Annotated in this window: 23 protein-coding genes and 1 tRNA gene; 6 read left to right on the top strand and 18 right to left on the bottom strand. The window is 71.4% G+C overall.

Annotation, left to right across the window (positions count from 1 at the left end; translation table 11 throughout):
• Positions 1–4: 4 nt before the first annotated feature.
• A complete protein-coding gene (locus ACILR4_RS08875; RefSeq protein ID WP_395700488.1) occupies positions 5–856 on the bottom strand; it encodes an ABC transporter ATP-binding protein in 852 nt (283 codons plus the stop codon).
• A gap of 113 nt (positions 857–969) precedes the next feature.
• Between ACILR4_RS08875 and ACILR4_RS08870 the strand changes: the two genes are divergently transcribed.
• Entirely contained in the window at positions 970–2427 is a 1458-nt protein-coding gene (locus tag ACILR4_RS08870) for a hypothetical protein (protein ID WP_395700487.1), read from the top strand.
• 3 nt (positions 2428–2430) lie between these two features.
• Here ACILR4_RS08870 and ACILR4_RS08865 read toward each other — a convergent pair whose 3' ends face one another.
• The gene (locus ACILR4_RS08865; protein ID WP_395700486.1) at positions 2431–3462 is read right to left on the bottom strand and encodes an ABC transporter substrate-binding protein; all 1032 of its coding nucleotides are present in this window, start codon (positions 3460–3462) and stop codon (positions 2431–2433) included.
• 59 nt (positions 3463–3521) lie between these two features.
• Between ACILR4_RS08865 and ACILR4_RS08860 the strand changes: the two genes are divergently transcribed.
• Positions 3522–4271, top strand: a complete 750-nt coding sequence (locus tag ACILR4_RS08860) for an SDR family oxidoreductase (protein WP_395700485.1) — start codon at positions 3522–3524, stop codon at positions 4269–4271.
• On the opposite strand, the gene ACILR4_RS08855 is transcribed toward ACILR4_RS08860, so the two are convergent.
• Positions 4272–5174 (bottom strand): LysR substrate-binding domain-containing protein, encoded by a 903-nt coding sequence (locus ACILR4_RS08855; protein ID WP_395700484.1) that lies wholly within the window; start codon positions 5172–5174, stop codon positions 4272–4274. It lies immediately after the preceding gene.
• 97 nt (positions 5175–5271) lie between these two features.
• Between ACILR4_RS08855 and ACILR4_RS08850 the strand changes: the two genes are divergently transcribed.
• Positions 5272–6255, top strand: a complete 984-nt coding sequence (locus ACILR4_RS08850; RefSeq protein ID WP_395700483.1) for an NAD(P)H-binding protein — start codon at positions 5272–5274, stop codon at positions 6253–6255.
• Here ACILR4_RS08850 and ACILR4_RS08845 read toward each other — a convergent pair.
• From ACILR4_RS08845 to ACILR4_RS08825, 5 genes are all read right to left on the bottom strand, one after another.
• Entirely contained in the window at positions 6216–8507 is a 2292-nt protein-coding gene (locus ACILR4_RS08845) for a TonB-dependent receptor plug domain-containing protein (protein ID WP_395700482.1), read from the bottom strand. The genes ACILR4_RS08850 and ACILR4_RS08845 overlap by 40 nt on opposite strands.
• Before the next feature lie 116 nt (positions 8508–8623).
• Entirely contained in the window at positions 8624–9580 is a 957-nt protein-coding gene (gene egtD, locus ACILR4_RS08840; RefSeq protein WP_395700481.1) for an L-histidine N(alpha)-methyltransferase, read from the bottom strand.
• Positions 9577–10848, bottom strand: coding sequence for an ergothioneine biosynthesis protein EgtB (gene egtB / locus ACILR4_RS08835; protein ID WP_395700480.1), 1272 nt, complete (start codon positions 10846–10848; stop codon positions 9577–9579). Before egtB ends, egtD begins: the two co-directional genes overlap by 4 nt.
• Positions 10849–10995: 147 nt before the next feature.
• On the bottom strand, positions 10996–11883 hold the full coding sequence (locus ACILR4_RS08830; RefSeq protein ID WP_395700479.1) for a septal ring lytic transglycosylase RlpA family protein: 888 nt from the start codon (positions 11881–11883) through the stop codon (positions 10996–10998).
• A 129-nt stretch (positions 11884–12012) separates the two neighbouring features.
• Positions 12013–12087 (bottom strand) — tRNA-Arg (locus ACILR4_RS08825).
• Between the two features lie 150 nt (positions 12088–12237).
• Here ACILR4_RS08825 and ACILR4_RS08820 point away from each other — a divergent pair.
• Positions 12238–12783, top strand: coding sequence for a c-type cytochrome (locus ACILR4_RS08820; protein ID WP_395700478.1), 546 nt, complete (start codon positions 12238–12240; stop codon positions 12781–12783).
• A 115-nt stretch (positions 12784–12898) separates the two neighbouring features.
• On the opposite strand, the gene ACILR4_RS08815 is transcribed toward ACILR4_RS08820, so the two are convergent.
• The 4 genes from ACILR4_RS08815 to purU are packed head-to-tail and all read right to left on the bottom strand — an operon-like array spanning position 12899 to position 15786.
• Positions 12899–13435 carry a DUF2946 family protein gene (locus ACILR4_RS08815; RefSeq protein ID WP_395700477.1) on the bottom strand — a complete coding sequence of 179 codons (537 nt, stop codon included), beginning with the start codon at positions 13433–13435 and terminating at the stop codon, positions 12899–12901.
• A 36-nt stretch (positions 13436–13471) separates the two neighbouring features.
• Positions 13472–14440 (bottom strand): YheT family hydrolase, encoded by a 969-nt coding sequence (locus tag ACILR4_RS08810; RefSeq protein ID WP_395700476.1) that lies wholly within the window; start codon positions 14438–14440, stop codon positions 13472–13474.
• Positions 14440–14892: a YybH family protein gene (locus ACILR4_RS08805; RefSeq protein WP_395700475.1), complete on the bottom strand. Its 453-nt coding sequence runs from the start codon at positions 14890–14892 to the stop codon at positions 14440–14442. The genes ACILR4_RS08810 and ACILR4_RS08805 overlap by 1 nt, the downstream gene beginning before the upstream one ends.
• Before the next feature lie 9 nt (positions 14893–14901).
• Positions 14902–15786: a formyltetrahydrofolate deformylase gene (gene purU / locus ACILR4_RS08800; RefSeq protein WP_395700474.1), complete on the bottom strand. Its 885-nt coding sequence runs from the start codon at positions 15784–15786 to the stop codon at positions 14902–14904.
• 58 nt (positions 15787–15844) lie between these two features.
• On the opposite strand from purU, the gene ACILR4_RS08795 reads away from it, so the two are divergent.
• Positions 15845–16486 (top strand): sigma-70 family RNA polymerase sigma factor, encoded by a 642-nt coding sequence (locus ACILR4_RS08795; RefSeq protein WP_395700473.1) that lies wholly within the window; start codon positions 15845–15847, stop codon positions 16484–16486.
• Positions 16487–16493: 7 nt separating this feature from the next.
• Positions 16494–17213, top strand: a complete 720-nt coding sequence (locus ACILR4_RS08790; RefSeq protein ID WP_395700472.1) for an anti-sigma factor domain-containing protein — start codon at positions 16494–16496, stop codon at positions 17211–17213.
• On the opposite strand, the gene ACILR4_RS08785 is transcribed toward ACILR4_RS08790, so the two are convergent.
• The 6 genes from ACILR4_RS08785 to radA are packed head-to-tail and all read right to left on the bottom strand — an operon-like array spanning position 17214 to position 22556.
• Positions 17214–18776: an ATP-binding protein gene (locus ACILR4_RS08785; RefSeq protein ID WP_395700471.1), complete on the bottom strand. Its 1563-nt coding sequence runs from the start codon at positions 18774–18776 to the stop codon at positions 17214–17216.
• 25 nt (positions 18777–18801) lie between these two features.
• Positions 18802–19014 (bottom strand): zinc-finger domain-containing protein, encoded by a 213-nt coding sequence (locus tag ACILR4_RS08780; RefSeq protein WP_395700470.1) that lies wholly within the window; start codon positions 19012–19014, stop codon positions 18802–18804.
• Between the two features lie 4 nt (positions 19015–19018).
• Positions 19019–19942, bottom strand: a complete 924-nt coding sequence (locus ACILR4_RS08775) for a branched-chain amino acid transaminase (protein WP_395700469.1) — start codon at positions 19940–19942, stop codon at positions 19019–19021.
• A gap of 50 nt (positions 19943–19992) precedes the next feature.
• Positions 19993–20388 carry a hypothetical protein gene (locus tag ACILR4_RS08770; protein ID WP_395700468.1) on the bottom strand — a complete coding sequence of 132 codons (396 nt, stop codon included), beginning with the start codon at positions 20386–20388 and terminating at the stop codon, positions 19993–19995.
• Complete coding sequence (locus ACILR4_RS08765; RefSeq protein WP_395700467.1) at positions 20385–21173, bottom strand: metallophosphoesterase family protein; 789 nt, start codon at positions 21171–21173, stop codon at positions 20385–20387. The genes ACILR4_RS08770 and ACILR4_RS08765 overlap by 4 nt, the downstream gene beginning before the upstream one ends.
• Before the next feature lie 18 nt (positions 21174–21191).
• Positions 21192–22556: a DNA repair protein RadA gene (gene radA, locus ACILR4_RS08760; protein WP_395700466.1), complete on the bottom strand. Its 1365-nt coding sequence runs from the start codon at positions 22554–22556 to the stop codon at positions 21192–21194.
• Between the last annotated feature and the right edge of the window lies 1 nt (position 22557).

The following is a 22557-nucleotide window of genomic DNA, read 5'->3' as shown; positions in this document are numbered from 1 at the left end:
GCCATCAGCCCGCCTTCACCTGCAGCTGCTGCTGGTAGCCCTTGAGCACCTCGTCGCGCAGCACCTGCCAGATGGCGTTGTGCAGCTCGATGAAGCGCGGCGTGGTGCGCACCTCGGCCACGTCGCGCGGGCGCTCGAGGTCGATCGTGAATTCGCCGATCGGCCGCGACGCGGGGCCTGCGCTCATCACCACCACGCGGTCGCTCATCGCGATGGCCTCGTCGAGGTCGTGGGTGATGAACAACACTGCCTTCTTCTTCGACTGCCACAAGGCCAGCACCTCGTTCTCCATCAGCTGCCGGGTCTGGATGTCCAGCGCCGAGAACGGTTCGTCCATCAGGATGATGTCGGGGTCCAGCACCAGCACCTGGGCCAGGCTGGCGCGCTTGCGCATGCCGCCGGACATCTGGTGCGGGTAGCGGTCGCCGAAGGCGCCCAGGCCCACGCGGCGCAGCCAGTCTTCGGCCTGGGCACGGGCCTGCGCGGCCGGCACGCCGCGGAACTCCAGCCCGGCCATCACGTTGGCCAACGCGCTGCGCCAGGGCATCAGGCTCTCGGCCTGGAACATGTAGCCGGCGCGGCGGTTGATGCCCGCCAGCGGCTCGCCGAACACCGTGACCGTACCGGTGCTGGGCGCCAGCAGCCCGGCGCCGACGTTCAGCAAGGTGCTCTTGCCACAGCCGGTGGGACCGACCACCGAGACGAATTCGCCCGCCGCCACGCGCAGGCTGACGTCGGCCACCGCGGTGTAGCGGCGGCCCGGCTGGTCGCGCGCGGCGAAGGTGCAGCTGACGTCGTCGAGCGCCAGCGCGGAAGGGGCAGCAGCGGAAGGGGCAGCAGCGGAATCGTGATGCATTGCACACAGTGTGCCAGCGGGGGCGCGGGTGCCGGCAGGCCGGCTCAAGTCTGCCCCGGGGGCGCCGAGTTGAACACACAGCAGGCGCCGCCCGCGCCCGAGAAGACCCTCGCATGCCCGCCCGCTGTTTTCGTTCCCCGAACTGCCCCGCGCCCCGCCGCGCGCTGCCGGCCCTGGCCCTCAGCCTTGCCGCCAGCCTGATGCTGGCCGCCTGCGGTGGCGGCAGCACCGATGAGCCGGCGCCGGCCAGTACCACGCTCAGCCCGGCCCCGGTCCTGTCCGTCAGCGCCGCAGCCCCTCGCATGACGATCCAGGCCGCTGCCGCGACGACGAGCACCATCGACACCAGCGGCATCGACACCCTGTTCAAGCAGATCAGCAGCGCCTTCGCGAGCGCCGCCGCGTGCGCCGGCCCCGGCGGCATGGCCGCTGCCATGGCCACCCAAGCCCACCTCGACACGCCGAGCACCAGCTTCAACGGCGCCGCCCCGGTGGCCGCCGCGTTGTGCGCCTGGGCCGCCGACGACAGGCTCTGGGGAGTGACGCTGAACCCCGCGACGCCCACCCGCTGCAGCCAGCGCGAAGGCGTGGCCAGCTGCCGCGTCAACGTCGACCTGCTGGCCAGCGACGGCACGACGCGCCGCCTGGGCCGCCAGCTCGCGGTCACGCGTGAGAGCAGCGGCTGGAAGCTGCTGGGCCACGTCGACCCCCTGAACATCAATGCCTTTGCCAGCGCGCAGCGCGAGCGCCGGCTCGACAGCGGCATCACCGTCGACCGCTACCAGCGCGGCCTGGTGCTGGCGATTCCCGCGGCCAGGGGTCTGGCCTGCGCCCGCGTGACGCAGACCGATGCCGCCGGCCAGCGCAGCACGCTGGCGATCTTCAAGCCCTACGACGGCCTGGGCGTGCAGCGCCTGTCGCTGTGGCGCACCAGCGCCAGCGCCGACGCGCCGCGTTCGATGACTGCATCGAACGGCGACCTGCGCATCGTCGACGATGTCTACCTCGCGCTGCCCGACGGCAGCGCCGGCGACGCCATCGTCAACAACCTGGTGCGCGACAGCGGCAGCGTGCGTGTCGCGCTGTTCGCCGATGCGGGCTGCAGCACGCCCTGGGCCGGCGCGGCCGGCGGCGCGACGAGCAACGAGTTCGATGTCACGGTCGACGGCCTGCCGCCGCTCACCGCCACGCTGGCCGCGCAACCCTGGCCCCAGCTGACCGGCGCGGCCGCACTCGACCTGCGCCGCCTGGGCCTGAACAGCCTGGCCAGCGCGACGCTGAAGAGCGCCTGGACCGGCACCGCCGCCGGCTTCCGCCCCGAATCGGCGATGCTGTGCGTGGACGACGCGCATTGCGCCGAGGGTGACAACGGTCGCATCGGCGAACGCGCGCTAGCGCGCAATGCCAGCGTCACCACCCTGACGCTGAAGAACCGCCGCGACCCGGTGGTGCCGGCCGACTTCAAGCTGATGTCGCTGACCGGGCGCAACAGCGCCGGGCTGGTGATGCTGGCCGATTTCCACACCTGCGCCAGCACGACCGCCGGGCAACCCTGCCCGAAAGGGCTGTAGCGCTCAGGGTTTCGCGTACTTGGCGTTGGCGACCTTGACGAAGTCGTTGGTGTAGACGGCCTTGAGGTCGATCGACGCCTTGGCGATCTCGGCATCGATGCTGGCCAGTGCGCGGCGCGCGGTCTCGGCGCCGGCCTCGGGGAACATGCCGTCGGGCGACAGCGCGCCCTTGGCGGCCAGGAAGGCATCGATGTACACGGCGCGGTCGCCGAGCAGGTAGCTCTCCGGCACTGTCTTGATGATGTCGCCCGGGCCGGCCGCCTGGATCCACTTGTCGGCCCGCACGATCGCATTGACCAGCGCCTGCACCGTCTTCGGATGCTTGTCGATGAAGGCCTGCGGCAGGTACAGGCAGGCGGCCGGCATGGGGCCGCCGAACACCTTGTCGGCTTCGGCGACGACGCGCGTGTCCGACACGATCTTCAGGTCGTTCGAGCGCAGCAGCAGCGAGATCACCGGGTCCAGGTTCGAGATCGCGTCGATCTGCCCGGCCCGCATCGCCGCCACCGCGCCATTGCCGGCGCCCACGCCGATGATGCTGACGTCGCTGGGCTTCAGGCCCGCCTTCGCGAGCACGAAGTTCGTCATCACGTTGGTCGAGCTGCCCGGCGCGGTAACGCCGATCTTCTTGCCCTTCAGGTCGGCCACCGACTTGAAATTGGGCATCGTCTTCGGGTTGACGCCCAGCACGATCTGCGGCGCGCGGCCCATCAGCACGACGGCGCGCAGGCGCTGCCCCTTGACCTGCATGTTGACGGTGTGCTCGAAGGCGCCGGACACCACGTCGGCACTGCCGCCGACCAGCGCGCGCAGCGCCTGCGAGCCGCCGGCGAAGTCGACGATCGAGAGATCGAGCCCTTCGGCCTTGAAGTAGCCCAGCTGCTCGGCAATCGTCAGTGGCAGGTAGTACAGCAGGTTCTTGCCGCCGACCGCCAGCGTGAGCTTGGGCTTCTCGAGCGCAGGCGCCTGCGCGAACGTGGGCGCCGCGAGCAGCGACGAGGCGGTGGCGATGAAGGTGCGGCGGCGAAGGCTCATGGTGGTGCAGCTCAGGCGGACAGGGAGCGCAGACTGTACCCAAGCGGCAGAATGCCCGCATGAGCAAATCCACCGTGCTGATCACTGGCGCCAGCCGTGGCATCGGCGCCGCCACCGCGCTGCTGCTGGCCGGGCGCGGCCACGACCTGGCGCTGAACTACCGGCGCGACGCAGCGGCGGCCGAGGCGCTGGCCGCGCGCGTGCGCGCCCTGGGCCGCCGCGCGGTGACGATCGCCGCCGACGTGGCCGACGAGGCCGCCGTGCGCGCGATGTTCGACCGCGTCGACGCCGAGCTCGGGCCGCTGGCGGGCCTGGTCAACAACGCCGGCATCGTCGCGATGAAGGCGCGGCTGGACGAGATGGACGTGGCGCGCTGGCGCCGCGTGCTCGACACCAATGTCATCGGCACGCTGTTGTGTTCGCAGCTGGCGCTGCGGCGCATGAGCACGCGCCATGGCGGCCGCGGCGGCGCCATCGTCAACCTCTCCAGCGTGGCCGCCACGCTGGGCTCGCCCGGCATGTACGTCGACTACGCGGCCAGCAAGGGCGCGATCGATTCGTTCACGATCGGCCTGGCGCGCGAGCTGGCGGCCGAAGGCGTGCGCGTGAACGCGGTGCGGCCCGGCATCATCGAGACCGACATCCATGCCGACAGCGGCGAGCCCGATCGCGCCCGCCAGTCGGCCGGCGTGATCCCGATGCAGCGACCCGGCCGGGCAGAGGAAGTCGCGGCCGCCATCGCGTGGCTGCTGTCCGACGACGCCAGCTACACCACCGGCGCGATCCTGGACGTCAGTGGGGGTCGCTGATCAAGCGCTGCCCCAGGCCGTCAGCTCGTCGGCCAGGAAGTCGAACACCAGGCGCAGCCGGCGGCTCGCGCGCAGCTCGCGGTGCGCGGTGAGCCACACCGGCAACAGCGGCAACGGCAGCTCGGGCACCAGGCGCTGCAGGTCGGGCTGCTGTTCGGCCAGCGCGACGATCGCGATGCCGGTGCCCAGCCCGGCGCGCAACGACTCGAAGTGCACGATCTGGTTGTCGCAGCGGAAGGCGAAGAAGCGGCGGTCGATGTCGAAGCCCGCGGCGCGAAAGCCCTCGATCATCTGCATCGACTGGTCATAGCCCAGCCAGCGCATCTGCATCGCCTGCGCCAGTGACGGCAGGCGCTTGCGCGGCAGCAGGCGCCGGTGCGCGAAGACGCCCAGCGGCCAGTCGGCGATGTGCCGCGCGATCAGCGTGCCCTGCGTCGGCCGCAGCATGCGCACCGCGATGTCGGCCTCGCGCTCCAGCAGGTTGTCCAGCCGGTTGCTGGCCACCAGTTCCACCTGGATCTCGGGGTGGCGCGTGGCCAGGCGCGCCAGCATCGGCGGCAGCACGTAGGCCGAGACCACCTCGCTGGCGGTGAGCCGCACGCTGCCGGCGAGCTGGCCCGAGGCCTGCTGCGCGGCATGCGACATGGCCTGCGCGGCGGCCAGCATGCGCTGCGCCGGCTCGGCCAGCGCCTGGGCCTGCGGCGTGGGCTTGAGCCGGCGCGCGGCGCGCTCGAACAGCGGCGCGCCAACCTGCTGCTCCAGCGCGGCGATCTGCCGGCTCAGCGTGGGCTGGCTGGTGCCCAGCCGCTCGGCCGCGCGCGTCAGCGAGCCGTGCTCGAGCACCGCGACCAGCGCGCGCAGCAGGTTCCAGTCAATGGTGTGGGGGTCGAAGGCGGCGGCCATGGTCATTCATATTTGAATGTCAACCATGCTCGCATGCACCTTCTCATGATGGCAAGGGCCGGGCACGATGGGTCACCCCTGAGCCACGCGTACCGCCATGACCATCACCCCCGACTCCCCGAACAACACGCCCGCCACCGTGCTGGTGCTCGGCGCCAACGGCCGCCTGGGCGCGGCCGCGGTGCAGGCCTTCGCCCGCGCCGGCTGGCAGGTGGTGGCGCAGGCGCGCCAGCCAGCGCGCGAACCCCTGCCGGCCGGCGTGCAGTGGCTGCAGGCCGACGTGCTGGACCACGCGGCCATCGTGCGCGCCGTGCCGCGCGCCGCGCTGATCGTGCACGCCGTGAACCCGCACTACGCGCGCTGGGCCACGCTGCTGCCGCCGATCACCGATTCCGTGATCGCCATCGCCCGCGCCACCGGGGCCACGGTGATGCTGCCGGGCAACGTCTACAACTTCGGCCGAGCGTTGCCGCCGGTGCTGACGGAGTCGACCCCTTTCGTCGCCAACACCGAGAAAGCCGCGCAGCGCATCGCGCTCGAAGAAGCGCTGGCCGGCAGCGGCGTGCGCAGCATCGTGATCCGCGCCGGCGATTTCCTCGGCGAGCGCGGCACGTGGATGGACCTGGCGATCGCCAGGTCGGTGCCGCGCGGCCGCGTCAGCTATCCGGGCCCGGTGGACCTGCCGCACGCCTGGGCCTGGCTGCCGGACCTGGCGGAGGTGTTCGTGCGCGTGGCCGCGCAGCGCGCGCAGCTGCCACCGCACGCGTCGCTGCACTACGCCGGGCTCACGCTGACCGGCACCGAGCTGATGGACGCGATCGACGCCGCGGTCGGCCGCCGGCTGCAACGCCGGCCCTTCGCCTGGTGGCAGTGGCAGCTGGTGGCGCCGGTCATGCCGATCGTGCGCGCGGTGCTGGGCATGCGCTACCTGTGGCAGCGGCCGCACCGTTTGGACGATAGCCGTCTTCGCGCGCTGATCGGGCCGCCGCCGCAGACACCACTGGCCGAGGTGGTGGCCGGCAGCCTGGCCGCCGCCGGGGTTCAGAACCTCAGCTCGCAGCGCAGGTTGGCCACGGTGTAGCTGCGCGTCAGCGTGTCCTGCGTCTGGCTGCTGCCGTCGGCCAGGAAGGTGGTGCTGGCCGAGTCGAAGTCGCGCGCCGAGAGGTTGGTGATCGACAGCCGCAGGCTGGCCATGGTGCCGAAGCGCCACAAGGCATAGGCATCGAGCTGGCGCTTGACGCCCTGGCGGTAGACCTGCGAATCGATCTGCTGGATCACGAACGAGGGGGTGAAATTGAGGTTGCCGCCGATCGTCAGCGGCGTGCCCCGGACGGGCCAGTCCGCACCCAGGTTCAGCGTGTAGCGCGGCTGCTGGTCGAGCCGGTTGTTCGGGCCTGGCACGCCGTCCACGCGGGACCACAGCAGGCTGGCATTGGTACGCAAAGTGAGCGGCAAGTCGGTGGTCCAGAGGTCGGCCGCGCGCAGCTTGGCCTCCAGCTCCAGGCCGGCCGCGGTGGCGCCGCCGATGTTCTGCGGCCGTGCCACCCAGCGCGGCGCCGTGGCATAGCCCACCGTCTCCAGCGCGCGCACGGTGCGGATCAGGTTGTCGATGCGCCGTGCGAACAGGTTGGCGCTGAGCAGGCCACCGGCTTCGAGGTAGTGCTCGAACGCCAGGTCGGTGCCCCAGGCCAGCTCGGGCTTCAGGTCGGGATTGCCGGCGCGGTCGGGGCTGGTGGGCTGGTTGCCCTTGGCCAGGTCGGGGTACAGCGTCGAGATCGAAGGCCGCGCGATCAGCTGCGAGGTGTTGGGTGCGCGGTAGCTGCGCGTCAGGCTGAAGCGCAGCTGGTCGCGCGGCGCATCGGGCAGGCGCCACACCGCGTGCAGCAGCGGCGTGAGTACGCTGCTCTTGTTGCGCACCGGCTCGTCCATCGAGTCGCTGCGGGTCTGGATGCCTTCCCAGCGCAGGCCGGCATAGAACGAGAAGCGCTTGCTCCACTCCCACTCGTCCTGCGCATAGGCGGCCACGCGCAGGGTGGTGGCTTCGAGGTTGTCGCCGAAGTCGGTGAGGATGGGCACGCCGTTTGTCAGGCTGCGGCGCTGGTCGTTGCGCTGGCCGCGCTGCAGCTCCCAGCCAGCCGAGACGCTGTGCGATTCCCCCAGCAGCTGCGAGAACTTGCCGCTGGTGTCGATGGACAGGTCACGCTGCGAGCCATCGTCGTGCCGCGTGCGGATCACCTCGTCGGCCTGGTTGAATTCGAGCCGGCGCGTCACGCTGTCGTTGAAGGCCAGCATGCTGCCGAAGCGCAGCTGGAAGCGGCCACCGCTGCCGGTGGGCACGATCCAGGTGCCGTTCAAGCGCGCCATCCGCGTCTGCGTTTCGCTGCGGCTGTGCGCGTGGTCGTAGGGTGCATCGCCATCGCGGCCGAGGTTGATCGGCTGGTCGAGCGTGCTGTCACGCAGGCCGCGCACGCGGGTGCTGCTGAGGAAGGGCTGCAGGTCCAGCGTGTGGCCGGGCCCGAGGCGGAATTGCAGGCGCGAGCTGAGGAACAGGCTCTCGCGCCGGTCGTCGCCGCGGCTGCGCGTGAACTGCTCGAGCGTGGTGTTGCCCTGCGCGTCGGCGCCATGCACATGCGTGGACACCTCGTTGCCCAGGTCCTGGCGGAACACGGTGGCGGTGAGGTTGTAGCCCAGGCGCTCGGTCTGGCCGCTGTAGATCCAGTTCAGGCCCGCCTGCGGCCGGCGCGACTGTTCGAGACCGCCGCCGAACTTGAACTCGTTGGCCATGCGCTTGAAGTCCTCGCGCATGATCACGTTGATGGTGCCGGCAATCGCGCGCGCCCCGTGCTCGGCCACCGGCGCGCGCATGATCTCGATGCGCTCGATCTGCTCCGGCGCGATCGAGTCGAGCGAGAAGCCGAAGGGCATGCGCTGGCCGTCGATCAGGATCTGCGTGTAGCCGCCACCGAGGCCGCGCATGCGCGGCGCGCTGCCGCGGCCAGGCGGTCCGCCCATCGTGACGCCGGGCAGGCGCTTGAGCACTTCGCCCAGGGTGCCGTCGCCCATGCGGTCCAGCTCTTCGCGGCCGACGATGATGCGCGAGGCGGTCGAGCGCCGGCGCTCGGCATTGCTCTCGGGCTGGGTGTTGCCGATGATCTCCACCTGCTGCGGCCTGGCCGCTGGCGCGGAGGCGGGGCGCGCCGGGGCCGCGGCGGAGGCAGCACGTACCGGCGCCGAGGCGGCGGCAGGAGGCGGTGGCGCATCGGCGGCCCGTGACGCCGGCACACAGCAGGACAGTCCCAGCAGCAGCAATGGCCGGGCAGGCAGGAGGGGCATGGTCGTCATGGCCGCGGCAGCATGCGCACGGCGGGTAAACGCCTTGTGAACGGCGTGGCGGATTGTGCCCGCCCGTCCCCGGGGGCTGCGGCCCGGTCGGGCGCTCGGTTGGACGCTCAGTCGGCCGGCGCGGCCAGCCAGTGCACGCTGAACAAGCGCTGCGCGTCGCACCACACCGCCTGCGGCGCATAGCCCGCTTCGCGCGCCAGGTGCTGGAAGCCCTCCACCGTGTACTTGCAGGAGTTCTCGGTGTGCAGCGATTCGCCTTCGTCGAACAGGAAGCGCTCGCCGAACACGCGGACCGTCTGCCGCCGCGCGCTGATCAGGTGCATCTCGATGCGCTGCGCCCGCGGGTCGTAGAACGCGTGGTGGTGGAAGGCCTCGGCATCGAAGTCGGTGCCCAGCTCGCGGTTCGCGCGCAGCAGCAGGTTCTTGTTGAAGGCCGCGGTGACGCCGGCCGCGTCGTTGTAGGCCGCATGCAGCACGGCCGGGTCCTTCACCAGGTCGACGCCGATCAGCAGCCCGCCGCCGCGCAGCCACGCCGCGCTGCGGCGCAGGAACTGCAGCGCCTCGGCCGGCGTGAAATTGCCGATCGACGACCCCGGGAAGAAGCCGACGCGGCGGCGCGCCTCGGCCGGCAGCGGCGGCAGCACGATGTCGGCACTGAAGTCGGCGGCCAGCGCCTGCACCGGCAGGCCGGGCTGTTCGGCCTGCAGCGCGCGCGCATGCTCGCGCAGGTGCTCGGTCGAGATGTCCACCGGCACATAACGCGCCGGCCGCTGCAAGGCCTGCAGCAGCAGGCGGATCTTGCGCTGCGAGCCGGCACCGAACTCGACCACGTCGGCGGCCGGGCCGATGCACTCGGCCATCTCGCGCGCATGGCGCTGCAGCAGGCCCAGCTCGGTGCGCGTCGGGTAGTACTCGGGCAGATCGCAGATCTGGTCGAACAGCGCCGAGCCGCGGGCGTCGTAGAAGAACTTCGGCGCAATCGCGCGGGGCTTGTGGCGCAGGCCTTCGAGCAGGGCCACGGCCAGCGGGTTGGCGAGCCGGTGGGCCCAGGCGTATTCGATCATCGGGCATCCCTTGCGAGTCGCAGGCCGGTGAATTGCCAGCGCGCGGCCGGCGGGAAGAAGTTGCGATAGCTGCTGCGCCAGTGGCCCGGCGGCGTGGCGCAGCTGCCGCCGCGCAGCACCAGCTGGTTGATCATGAACTTGCCGTTGTATTCGGCCGCGGGACCTGCCAGCGGCCGGAAGCCGGGGTACGGGGCATAGGACGAACTGGTCCACTGCCACACCTCGGGGGCAACTGCCGTGCCTGCGGCCTGCAGCGGCTGCATCCAGCCGAAGTCGTCGCGCACGGCGGCCGTGGGCTCGGCAGCCGCAGCATGTTCGAGCTCGAACTCGGTGGGCAGCCGCGCACCGGCCCAGGCCGCGAAAGCCGCAGCCTCGTAGGCCGACAGGTGGCACGCCGGCGCGGCCGGGTCCAGCGGCTGCGGGCCATGCAAGGTGAACAGCTCGCCGGTGGGCGTGCCATCGGCCGCCAGCGCCCAGTAGGCCGGCGCGAGCCAGCCCTGCGATTGCACCGCGGCCCAGCCGTCGCTCAACCAGAGCATCGGCTGGCGGTAGCCGCCGTCGCGGATGAAGTCGAGGTACTCGCCGCAGCTGACCGGTCGCGAGGCGAGCTCGTAGGGCGAGAGGAACACGCGATGGCGTGGCGTCTCGTTGTCGAACGCGAAGGCCTCGCCGGCATGACCGATCTCGACCAGCCCGCCTGCGTGGCCGCGCCACTGCAAGGGCAGGCGCTCGCTGCGGCACCGGTCTCCAGCCGCACGCCAGGCCGGCTGCAGCGGGTTCAGCGAGAACGCGTGCTTGATGTCGGTGAGCAGCAGTTCCTGGTGCTGCTGCTCGTGGTGCAGGCCCAGGCGCAGCAGCGGCGCCGCGGCGGCCCAGGCCGCGCTGCCGGCACCGGCGATGAAGCGCTGCACCGCACCGTCCACATGGTGGCGGTAGCGCCGCACCTCGTCCACGCCCGGGCGGCTGAGCAGCCCGCGCTGCGGCCGCGGATGGCGTGGGCCGAGCGCCTCGTAGTACGAGTTGAAGAGGTAGAAGAAGCGCTCGTCGAAAGCCTCGTAGCCGGGCTCGTGCGCACGCAGCACCAGCGCCTCGAAGAACCAGCTGGTGTGCGCCAGGTGCCACTTGGCCGGGCTGGCATCGGGCATCGACTGCAGCGCCATGTCCTCGGCGCTCAGGCCCTCGACCAGCGCTTCCGAGCGTGCCCGCACGGCCTCGAAGCCTTGGCGCACCGCCTGCCGGTTCAGATCGTCGTTGGCCGTGGACCGCATCCTCGAACACCCCTCCCGTGGCAGCCCAGCATGCATGCAAGCCGTGACATGCGCAAGCACGAGGCCGCGCGACCCTTCAGGCGCGCAGGGGCACCTGAGACGCTGAGTCGCGTGAAGCGGCAGCTTCCTTACAGTCCGGCACGCACTTCAGCGGCGCTCGACGACCATCGGCGCCGCCGACAGCAGCGCACGCAGGCGCTCGGCCGCGGCACCGGCATCGTCGCGGCTGGCGTAGGGCCCGGCCTGCAGGCGGTGCACGCTGCGTTCGTGGAAGATGGCCAGCAGCGGGCCCAGCCAGTCGGCCTCGCGCTGCAGGCGGCGCTGCAGGTCGGTGGCGCCCTCGCGCTGGCGGAAGGCGCCCAGTTGCAGCCAGAAGCCGCGCTGCGGCGACACCGGCGCCGCGGCCACGGCCCCGCGCTCGGCGGGCGGCGGGCTCGCCGCGGGGGGTGGCAGCAGCGGCGGTTCGCCGGCAACCCGGCGCGCGATCTCGCCCACCGGGTCGGCCTCGCCGCCCTCGCCCGGCAGCGGCGCGGCCGCCAGCCGCGTGTCCTCGGCCGGCCGGCGCCAGCTGCCGGTGCGGATGGCCTCGTAGGTGATGCGTTCGAGCTCGACCGGCGCGACGCCGCCCAGCAGGCCCAGCTTCAGCGCCGCGGTGTAGCTCAGGTCGATGACGCGATCGGAATGGAACGGGCCGCGGTCGTTGATGCGGACCACCACCTCGCGGCCGTTGGCCGGATTGCGCACCCGGGCATAACTCGGAATCGGCATGGTGCGGTGCGCGGCCGTCATCGCATACATGTTGTAGGTCTCGCCGCTGGCGGTAGCGCGACCGTGGAACTTGCGGCCGTACCAGGAGGCCAGTCCGCGCTCGACGATCGGCGGATCGCCCAGCACCGGTACGTAGGCCTGGCCCAGCACCTCGTAGGGCTTGTTCGGCCCGCCGCTACGCACGGGCTCCACGCGCGGCTCGGCGTCGGGCACGCGCAGCAGCTCAGGGGGCGGATTGGCCTCGGGGCCATCGCGGTCGCCGGGCACTGCCGGCGCAAGGGCGCCCGGGCGCGAAGTCTGGGGGGTGGGTGCCGGCGGGCGGGTGCCGCAGGCCGACAACAGCGCGAGCAAGGCCGCAAGGCCCGCGGCCGAACGCAGCAAACGCAGCAGGGGTGTTGGCGCGACCGGCAAGAATCGAACTTGCGACTAGGCCTTCGGAGGGCCCAATGATATCCACTTCACCACGGTCGCCTGGCGCAGGCTGAGCGGCATTCTAGTCCAAGCGCCCGTCGCGCCGGCCGTGGCTGCGAGGCCCCGCGGGTCGATCGCTATAATCGACAGGTTTTGCTTGGGGTCACCCCGGGCTTCGACCAGACCGCACGAGGTGCATAAGAGGAATCCATGAGCGACGCTCAGCACACCGAACACGAAGTCCACGAAGGTCCGATCAAGACCCCCAAGCAACTGATCACCGCGGTGGTGGCGGCGTTCGTCGTGCCGGTGGTGGTGATCATCATGCTCACCAATTTCGTCGACTTCGGCCAGAAGGCCGGTGCCGGCAGCGACGGCATGAGCGCCGAAGCCGTGGCCCGCCGCATCCAGCCGATCGGCTCGATCGAGATCAAGGACGCCAGCGATGCCTCCTCGCTGAAGACCGGCGAGCAGGTGTTCCAGGCCCAGTGCACGGCCTGCCACACCTCCGGTGCCGTGGGCGCGCCCAAGCTGGGTGACGAAGCCGCCTGGGCCCCCCGCATCAAGACCGGCTACGAGGCCTTGCTGACCTCGGCCCTGAAGGGCAAGGGCAACATGAGCCCGCAGGGCGGCGGCGACTTCAGCGACCTGGAGATCGGCCGCGCCGTGGTGTACATGGCCAACAAGGGCGGCGGCAAGCTCGAAGAGCCGAAGGCCCCCGCCGCGGCCGCCAGCGCCGCCAGCGCGGCGAACTGAGCCGCCGCGGAGCCGTCCGCTCCCGCATCCAGCCGGCCCGCGAGGCCGGCTTTTTCATGCCTGCATCCGAAGTCCGCCGCGGCGCGTAGACGAAGACAGGGGCCCGCTGCCCCGTCTAGGAGCCGGGTTGCGGATTCAACTGATAGCCGAAGCGTTCGGGCGCCAGCGCCAGTGCCAGCGCGGCCGGCGACCAGAACCCGGCCTCGATGGCCTCGGCGGCCTCGCCGACATCCTGCGTGTGGACCAGGCCAAAACCCAGCGCGGTGCCGAGGTACAGCCGCCCGGTCTCGTCGAGCCAGCAATCGCACACCTCGGTCTCGACGCCGGTGTGGCTGTGCACCTGCGGCTCGGTGCCGCCGGCCCGCTGCCGCACGCGCCAGATCCACGGTGCCACTTCGAGCTGCACATACACCCGCTGCGGCCCGTTCTGGAAGAACCAGGCGCCGGCGGCATCGGCCGCGTAGTTGCGGCCGATGAAGTCGATCAGCCCGCGGTGTTCGATGCGGCTGCCCTTGATGCGCGGGAACGCACCGGCCCGCTGCGTCGATTCGTCGCGCAGGTACCAGTCGCCGCGGGCATCGAGTGCCAGCCAGCCATGGCAATGCGGCACGTTCGGCCATTTCTTCAGCGCCGCCAGCACGATGTCGTCCATGCCGGGCACCTTAGCGCATCGGCCGCCGCGACGGGCTCAAGCCACTGCGCGCATCCAGCCCAGCACGGCCTCGGGCATCGCCAGCACCTGGCCGGGAAAGCGCCCGGCCGGAAAGCCGACATGCCCGCCATGCGGCGGCTGCCACAACGTGACATGCCGGCCGACGCTGCCCTCGCGCGGCAGACTGGCCGCCGGCACGAAGGGGTCGTTGCGGGCATTGAGCACCAGCGCTGGGATGCGGATGTCGGCCAGCGCCGGCTTGGCCGAGGCGCGCGACCAGTAGTCGTCGACACCGCGAAAGCCATGCAGCGGCGCGGTGAAGGCATCGTCGAACGCGCGGATCGTGCGCGCGGCCAGCACCTTGTCGCGGTCGAACAGGCCCGGGTGCTGCGCCAGCTTGGCCATCGCCTTGGGCTTCATCGTGCGCAGGAACATGCGGGCATAGACCAGGCGGTTGAAGCCGCTGTCGATCGCCGCGCCGCCGGCGGCCAGGTCGACCGGCGAGCACACCGCGGCCACCGCAGCGGCCGTGGCGGCGGCCGAGGCGCCGGCCTCCTCGGCCCAGCGCAGCAGCGCGTTGCCGCCCAGCGAGACACCGGCCGCGCGCAGCGCCTGCGGGCTGCGCTCGCGCAGGCGGCCCAGCACCCAGCCGATCTCTTCGAAATCACCCGAGTGGTAGGCCCGCGGCGCGCGGTTCAGCTCGCCCGAGCAGCCGCGGAAATGCGGCAGCGCGAAGCCCCAGCCCTGCTCGCGCGCGAGATGCGCGAAGGCCTGCGAATAGTGGCTGGCCGACGAGCCTTCGAGCCCATGGAACAGCACCAGCAGCGGCGCGCCGGGCCGCGCCTCGGCACCGAAGTCGACATCGACGAAGTCGCCGTCCGGCGTGGTCCAGCGCTCGCGGCGCAAGGGCGCGGGCGCGGTGGGGAAGCGCCGTGAGAACAGCGCCGGCCAGATCGTCTGCGTGTTGCCGCCGGGCAGCCACCACGGCGCCGAGAAGCGGTCCATCAGTGCAGGGTGCCGGGCGCCTCGGCCACTTCGGGCAGCTCGTTGCCGCTGGTGCCGGGGCTGGCATGGTGCGCCACCAGGCGCCAGCCGAGCGCGGTCTTGTGATAGACGTTGGTTGCGACGACGTACGCGGTACGCGGTCCTTCGGTGGTGCTGACGTCGATGCGTTCCAGCACGTTGTGCATCGCCGCGTCGATCAGTTGCACGCGCTTCACGTGCTGCGGCTGGGCATGGATGCGGCCGGCCGCGAACAACGCCTCGAAGGCCGCGCGCACCGCCCGCGGCCCGACGATGCGCGGACCACCCGGGTGCACGCAGACGATGTCGTCCTCGTCGGACCACAGCGCCATCAGCTTGTCGATGTCGCCCTCGCGCAGCGCGTCGTAGAACTGGGCCTCGACATCGTCGGGCGAGGCCAGCAGGTGGGCGGGCGGCGGCTTGCTGCGCGGCATCGGTCGGGCCTAGCGGAACACCACGGTCTTGTGGCCGTTCATCAGCACACGGTGCTCGACATGCCAGCGCACCGCGCGCGCCAGCACCACGCATTCGACATCGCGGCCCACTGCGGTCATCGCCTCGGCCGACAGCGAGTGGTCCACCCGCTCGACGTCCTGCTCGATGATCGGCCCTTCGTCGAGGTCGGCGGTGACGTAGTGGGCGGTCGCGCCGATCAGCTTCACGCCGCGTGCGTGGGCCTGGTAGTAGGGCTTCGCACCCTTGAAGCTGGGCAGGAAGCTGTGGTGGATGTTGATCGCGCGGCCCTTCAGCGCGGCGCAGAACTCGGGGCTCAGGATCTGCATGTAGCGCGCCAGCACCACCAGGTCGATGCGCTCGCGCTCGACCAGCGCCTCGACCTGCTGCTCCTGCGCGCGCTTGGTCGCCGCGTCGCTGCCGGCGGGCAGCGGCAGGTGATGGAAGTCGATGCCGTAGCTCTGCGCCAGCGACGCGTAGGTGGCGTGGTTCGAGACGATAGCGCGCACGTCGACGTCGAGCTGGCCGCTCTTGACGCGGAACAGCAGGTCGTTCAGGCAGTGGCCATGCTGGCTGACCATCATCAGCAGCCGCGGCCGCTGCGCCAGCGCGTGGATGTGCGCTTCCATCCGGAACTGGCCGCGCACATGGGCGAACAGGTTCTCCAGCATCGCCACCTCGGCCAGGTTGGGCGGCGCCGCGAAATGCACCCGCATGAAGAACAGCCCGGTGGCATGCTCGCCGTCGACATCGCCGAACTGCTGCGAATCGATGATGTTGCAGCCGGCCTGGTACAGCAGGCCCGAGACGGCGTAGACGATGCCGGTCTGGTCGCGGCAGGACAGCGTGAGGATGAATTCTTGTTCGCGCGGCATAAGCCGGTGATTGTAGGGACGGCCCCTGGAGCCGGTATCGACCGAGAATGAGCGCCCGATGAAGACCGTGCCCGAAGACTGGAGCCAGCGCAGCCGCGACCTGGCGCAGCTGCTGTCGCGCAGCGCCCTGGGCGACCGCCAGGCCTTCAAGCAGCTGTACGAGCTGACCAGCGGCCACCTGTTCGCGGTGCTGCTGCGCATCCAGCGCGACCGTGCGATCGCCGAAGACCTGCTGCAGGAGGTGTACGTCAGCGCCTGGAAGGCCGCCGGCAACTTCGACGCGCACCAGGCCCAGCCGCTGACCTGGCTGACGCACATCGCCCGCAACAAGGCCATCGACAGCCTGCGCCGTGCCCAGGCGCAGCCGCGGCTGGAGAGCGTGCATGCCGCCGACGAGGACGACGAGCGCCCCGACCTCGACCAGCGCATGGCCGATGAAGGCCCCGGCCCGGCCGAGCTGCTGGAGCGCGCCAGCGATGCGCGCCAGCTCTCGCACTGCATGCAGGGCCTGTCGGCGCAGCAGCGGCAGAGCGTGGCGCTGGCCTTCTTCGACGGCCTGTCGCATGCCGAAGTGGCCGAGCAGCTGCGCGAGCCGCTGGGCACGGTGAAGAGCTGGGTGCGGCGTGCGCTGATGTCGCTGAAGACCTGCCTCGAACGCGCCGCGCAGCGCGACGAGACGACGATGGCGGGCGCGGCCTGATCACGCGATGGACTACAGCCGCCCCGACCTCGCCGACGCGCTGGCCTCGCAATACGTGGCCGGCACCTTGCGCGGCGGCGCCCGCCGCCGCTTCGAAGCGCTGCTGCCGGCCCACCCGGCGCTGCGCCGCGCCACCGCTGCCTGGCAGGCGCGGCTGATGCCGCTGACCGGCGCGGTGACGCCGGTGCCACCGCCACCGCAGGCCTGGGCCGGCATCGAGCAGCGGCTGTGGCCGGCCGCGGCCGCGCCGGCCCACGCGGCCGCGGCCCAGCCCTGGTGGCGCGGCCTCGCGTTCTGGCGCGGCGCGTCGGCCTTCGCCACGGTCGCGGCCGTCAGCCTCGGCCTGCTGCTGGCCAACCCGCAGCCACAGCAGCCGCCGGTGGTGGTGGTGCTGCAGGCGGCCGATGGCGCGCCGGCCGGCGCCAGCAGCTTCGTCGCCAGCTTCTCCGGCGATGGCCGTGCGCTGGTGACGCGGCCGGTGCAGCCGGTGTCGCTGCAGGTCGACCGCGCGCTCGAACTGTGGGCCGTGCCGCCGCAGGGCGCCCCGCGCTCGCTGGGCCTGATCTCGGCCAGCGGCCTGACCGTGATCCGCCGCGACAAGCTGCCGCAGGCGCTGCTCGATCAGCGCAACACCGCGGCGCTGGCCGTCAGCGTCGAGCCGCCGGGGGGCTCACCGACCGGCGCCCCGACCGGCCCGGTGGTCTTCGCCGGCAAGCTGCAACTCTGATCAAGCCGCCGCCGGCTCCACGCCGGCCGGCAGCACCACCGTGAAGGTGGAGCCGCGGCCCAGCGCGCTCTGCACCTCGATGCGGCCGCCCATCAACTGCACCAGGGCCTGCGTCACCGCCAGCCCGATGCCCGAGCCTTCGATGCCGCTGCGCGCCTGCGACAGGCGGTTGAAGGGCTGGAACAGCTGTCCGACCTCGGCCTCGCTCAGGCCCACGCCGGTGTCGGCCACCTGCAGGCGCAGGCCGCCATCAGCTTCGCGCTCGACGCCCACGCGCACCTGGCCACCGCGGCGGTTGTACTTGATGGCGTTGCTCAGCAGGTTCAGCAGCACCTGGCGCAGGCGCTTGCGGTCAATGTGAGCGGCCAAACCGGACAGCGGCGCATGCAGCAAGCTCACGTCGTCGCGCTGCGCGCCGGCGCGCACCATCGCCAAGCAGTCCTCGATCAGCGGATCCAGCGCCACCGCCTCGGGCGCCAGCGTCACGCGGCCGGCCTCGATGCTGGTCAGGTCCAGCAGGTCGTTGATCATCGCCAGCAGGTGCTCGCCCGATTCGCGGATCAGCGCGACGCGGCGGCGCTGGTCGTCGCTCAGGGGTTGCGTGGCGTCCACCTCCATCAGCTGCGCGAAGCCCAGCACCGCGTTCAGCGGCGTGCGCAGCTCGTGGCTCATGCGCGAGAGGAAATCGGTCTTGGCGCGGTTCGCGGCCTCGGCGGCAGCGCGTTCCTGCTGCGCCTGCTCGATCGTCAACGCCTCGGTGGCGTCCTCGAAATAGCCGTGCCAGATGCAGCTGCCGTCGGGCCCGAGGCGCGGCGTGGCGCTGCCGCGGATCCAGCGCAGCGCATGGTCGCGCCGGTGGACGCGGAACTTCAGCTGCCAGGGCGCCATCGTGCGCATCGAGTCCTGGATGCTGTCCATCATCGGACCGCGGTCGGCGAAGTCGATGCGCCGCAGCATCGCCGCGGCGTCGGCCATCAGCGCGGTCGACGGCACCCCCAGCAGCGCCTCGCAGCGCTCGCTGACGTAGGGGAAGCGGGCCGTGCCGTCGGCGCGGCGCTCGAACTGGAACAGCATGCCCGGCACGTGCGCGGCGATGTTGACCAGGCGCGACACCGCCGCGGCCGCTGCGGCCTCGACCTGGCGCCGCTCGGTGACATCGGTCTGGATCCCGACCAGCCGCGTCGGCCGGCCTTCGACATCGCGCTCGACGATGCGCCCGCGCTCGTGCAGCCAGCGCCACTGGCCATCGGCCGCCCGTGCACGGTAGGTGGCCTCGTAGACCGAGCTGTCACCGCGCGCATGGCGGAAGTAGGCGCGGTGCTTGACCGAGCGGTCCTCGGGGTGCACCAACGCGTCCCACACCAGCGCGCCGCGGCTGGGCGGCGGCTGCGAGTAGCCCAGCAGCTTGAAGCCCTGCTCCAGCTCGGCCAGCTCGTCGGCGACGATGTCCCATTCCCAGACATAGGTGTCGGCGCCGCTGAGCGCCGCGCGCAGCAGTTCGCCGGCGCGGGCGGCCAAGCGCAACTGCGCCGCCTGCGACAGGGCCTGCAGGTCGGCGTCCATGCGCTCGGCGTGGGTGGGCCGGCCTTCAGTGGCCGGCGTGCAGCTTCTCGCCGGCCTTCAGCTTGTAGACCGTGCCGCAATACGGGCAGCGGCCCTCGCCGGTGGTGGCGACATCGATGAACACCTTCGGATGCGCGCTCCACAGCGTCATCTTCGGGTTCGGGCAGGCGATCACGCCGGGGCCCTGCAGTTCCTTCGCGGTGAGCTCCACCGCGGCCGGGGGGGTCGTCGTGCTCATCGCATCACACCTTGGTCAGCCACTCGGCGTATTTCGCGTTGCGGCCGTTGACGATGTCGAAGAAGGCGGTCTGGATCTTCTCGGTGATCGGCCCGCGCGAGCCGCTGCCGATCTCGATGCGGTCGAGCTCGCGGATCGGCGTCACTTCGGCGGCGGTGCCGGTGAAGAAGGCCTCGTCGGCGATGTAGACCTCGTCGCGCGTGATGCGCTTTTCCACCAGCTTCAGGCCCAGGTCCTGGCAGATCGCGAACACGGTGTTGCGGGTGATGCCGTTGAGCGCGCCGGCCGACAGGTCGGGCGTGTAGACCACGCCGTTCTTGATGACGAACAGGTTCTCGCCCGCGCCTTCGGAGACGAAGCCCGAGGCATCGAGCAGCATCGCCTCGTCGTAGCCGTCCTCGGTGGCTTCCATGTTGGCCAGGATCGAGTTGGTGTAGTTGCTCACCGCCTTGGCCTGCGTCATCGTGATGTTGACGTGGTGGCGGGTGTAGCTGGAGGTCTTGACGCGGATGCCGCGCTTCATGCCCTCCTCGCCGAGGTAGGCGCCCCAGGCCCAGGCCGCGACCATCAGGTGGATGGTGTTGCCCTTGGGGCTGACGCCCAGCTTCTGGTCGCCGATCCACACCAGCGGGCGCAGGTAGCAGCTCTCGAGCTTGTTGGCGCGCACCACCTCGCACTGCGCGGCCATCACCTGCTCCGGCGTGAAGGGGATCTTCATGCGCAGGATCTTGGCCGAGTTGAACAGGCGCTCGGTGTGTTCCTGCAGCCGGAAGATGGCGGTGCCATTGACGGTGTTGTAGGCGCGCACGCCCTCGAAAGCGCCGCAGCCGTAGTGCAGCGTGTGGGACAGCACGTGGATCTTGGCGTCGCGCCAGTCGACCAGCGCCCCGTCCATCCAGATCTTGCCGTCGCGGTCGGACATCGACATCGCTCGCCTCGTGAAGTGAAAAATCGAAGCCCCGATTCTAGGAGCCGGCTTCAGGCCGGGGGCGCGTCGCCCTCGGCCGGGCGCTCGAACTGCCAGCTGGTGACGCGCCCACCGACCAGCACCACGGTGACCGAAGCGCCTGAAGCGTCGGTCCAGCGGTAGGTCTCCGGCGCTTCGGCGCGCTTCTCGCCCAGGCTGCGGGTGAGCTGGATCAGCTCCATCAGCCGCAGCCCCTTGCGCAGCTTGGCCTGCAACATCACCGCGCTGGCGACCGAGCCCACCGGCGCCTCGCTGGCCGCGCGCATCGCCCGCAGCGCGCGGCTGAACTGCAGCAGCAGCCAGAACACCATCGCCGACACCGCCAGCGCCACGCCGCGCCAGCCGTAGAAGAGGTAGCCCAGTGCGGTGCCGAGGACGGCCAGGGCCCAGCCGATGGTGGAATTCATGAGGATGCTGTCACTGATGCTTCAAAGCGGCCGACGAAACCGGTGCGCAGCGCATCGGCCCAGTCGCCGCGGTGGTGGCGGTCTGCCTGTGCGGCAGCGGCGTCCCAGTCGTAGGGCGTGAGCCGGTGCTGGACATGCCATTGTCCGCGCGCATCGCGCTCGGCCAGCGCCCAGCGGGCATGCGGGCTGCCGGTCTCGACGCGGTGGACGAAGGGATGCGCGTCGTCGTAAGCCTGCAGCCCGACGCTGCCGGGGTTGACGATCACGGTTTCGCCGCAGCGCATGGTGCGCGGCACATGGGTGTGGCCGCACAGCAGCAGCCGTGGGCGTAGCTTGCCCAGCCGTTCGGCCAGCTCGGCGGCGCTGGCCATGCGCAGGCCCGAGGCACCGCCGGCCTGCTGGTCGGGCGTGACGGTCTCCATCAGGTAGACCAGGTCGCTGCCCGGCGTGCCGTGGCAGCAGAACACCTCGTCGTCGAGCCAGCGCGTGGCCGGCAGCGCGGCCAGCCAGGCCCGGTGCGCGTCGCCCAGGCAGCCGGCGGCATGCGCATCGCTGGGGCCCATGCGCTCGCGCGGCAGCGTCAGCAGCTGGCGCTCGTGGTTGCCGGCAATCGTCGGCAGGTTCAGCGGCATCAGGCGCTCGATGGTCTCGGCCGGCCACAGCGGGCCGCTGGCGATATCACCCAAATTGAGCGTCACATCGACGCCGAGCCCGGCCACCTCGGCCAGCACCGCGTCGAGCGCCGGCAGGTTGCCGTGGATGTCGGACAGGATCGCGATGCGCATGGACAAGCTCCTGGGCCGCTACAGCCCGCGCACGATGTCGATGGCTTCCTCGATGCGCTCGACCGGATGCACCTGCAGGCCCTCGATCGCCTTCTTCGGCGCATTGGCCTTGGGCACCACCGCGATCGAGAAGCCGAGTTTCGCCGCTTCCTTCAGCCGCTCCTGGCCGCGCGGCGCGGGCCGCACCTCGCCGGCCAGGCCCACTTCGCCGAAGGCGATGAAGCCCTGCGGCAAGGCCTTGCCGCGCAGGCTGCCCTGGATGGCCAGCAGCACCGCCAGGTCGGCCGCCGGCTCGCTGATGCGCACGCCGCCCACCGCGTTGACGAACACGTCCTGGTCCAGGCAGTCGACGCCGGCATGGCGGTGCAGCACCGCCAGCAGCATCGCCAGCCGGTCGCGCTCCAGGCCGACCGACAGCCGCCGCGGCGCGGCGCCGCCACTGTCGACCAGCGCCTGGATCTCCACCAGCAGCGGCCGCGTGCCTTCCAGCGTCACCAGCACGCAGGAGCCCGGCACCGGCTGGCCATGCGTGGACAGGAAGATCGCGCTCGGGTTGCTGACGCCCTTCAGGCCGCGCTCGGTCATCGCGAACACGCCGATCTCGTTGACCGCGCCGAAGCGGTTCTTGATCGCGCGCACCAGTCGATAGCTCGAATGCGTGTCGCCCTCGAAGTACAGCACCGTGTCGACGATGTGCTCCAGCACCCGCGGCCCGGCCAGCGCACCTTCCTTCGTGACATGGCCGACCAGCACGATGGCGCAGCCGCTGGCCTTGGCCGTGCGGGTGAGCTGCGCGGCGCATTCGCGCACCTGCGCCACCGAGCCCGGCGCCGAGCTGAGCTGGTCGGAATACAGCGTCTGGATCGAGTCGATGACGCAGAAGGCTGGCTGTTCGCTGGCCAGCGCGGCCTGGATCTTCTCGAGCTGGATCTCGGCCAGCACGCGCAGCCGCGTGCCGGCCAGGCCGAGCCGGCGCGCGCGCAGCGCGACCTGCGCGCCCGATTCCTCGCCGGTGACGTAGAGCACCTTGATCTGCTCGCTCAGGGTCTCGGCCGCCTGCAGCAGCAAGGTGGACTTGCCGATGCCGGGATCGCCGCCGATCAGCACCACGCCGCCTTCGACGATGCCGCCGCCGAGCACGCGGTCCAGCTCGGGCTGGCCGGTGGGCGTGCGGTCGACCTCGGCGGCCTCGATCTCCGACAGGGTGGCCACCGGCTGCGCCGCGGCCAGCGACTGGTAGCGGTTGCGGCCGCTGCCGGCGGCTTCGACGAGGGTCTCTTCCAGCGTGTTCCATTCGCTGCAGTGCGGGCAGCGGCCCAGCCATTTCGGGCTGGTGCCGCCACAGGCGGAACAGGTGTACTGCGTCTTGGGCTTGGTGCTCACG

This window comes from Aquabacterium sp. (assembly GCF_044226965.1).
Taxonomy (GTDB): Bacteria; Pseudomonadota; Gammaproteobacteria; order Burkholderiales; family Burkholderiaceae_C; genus Pseudaquabacterium.
Note: the sequence above shows the minus strand (reverse complement) of the source record. Positions and strands in the feature narration are given on the sequence as shown.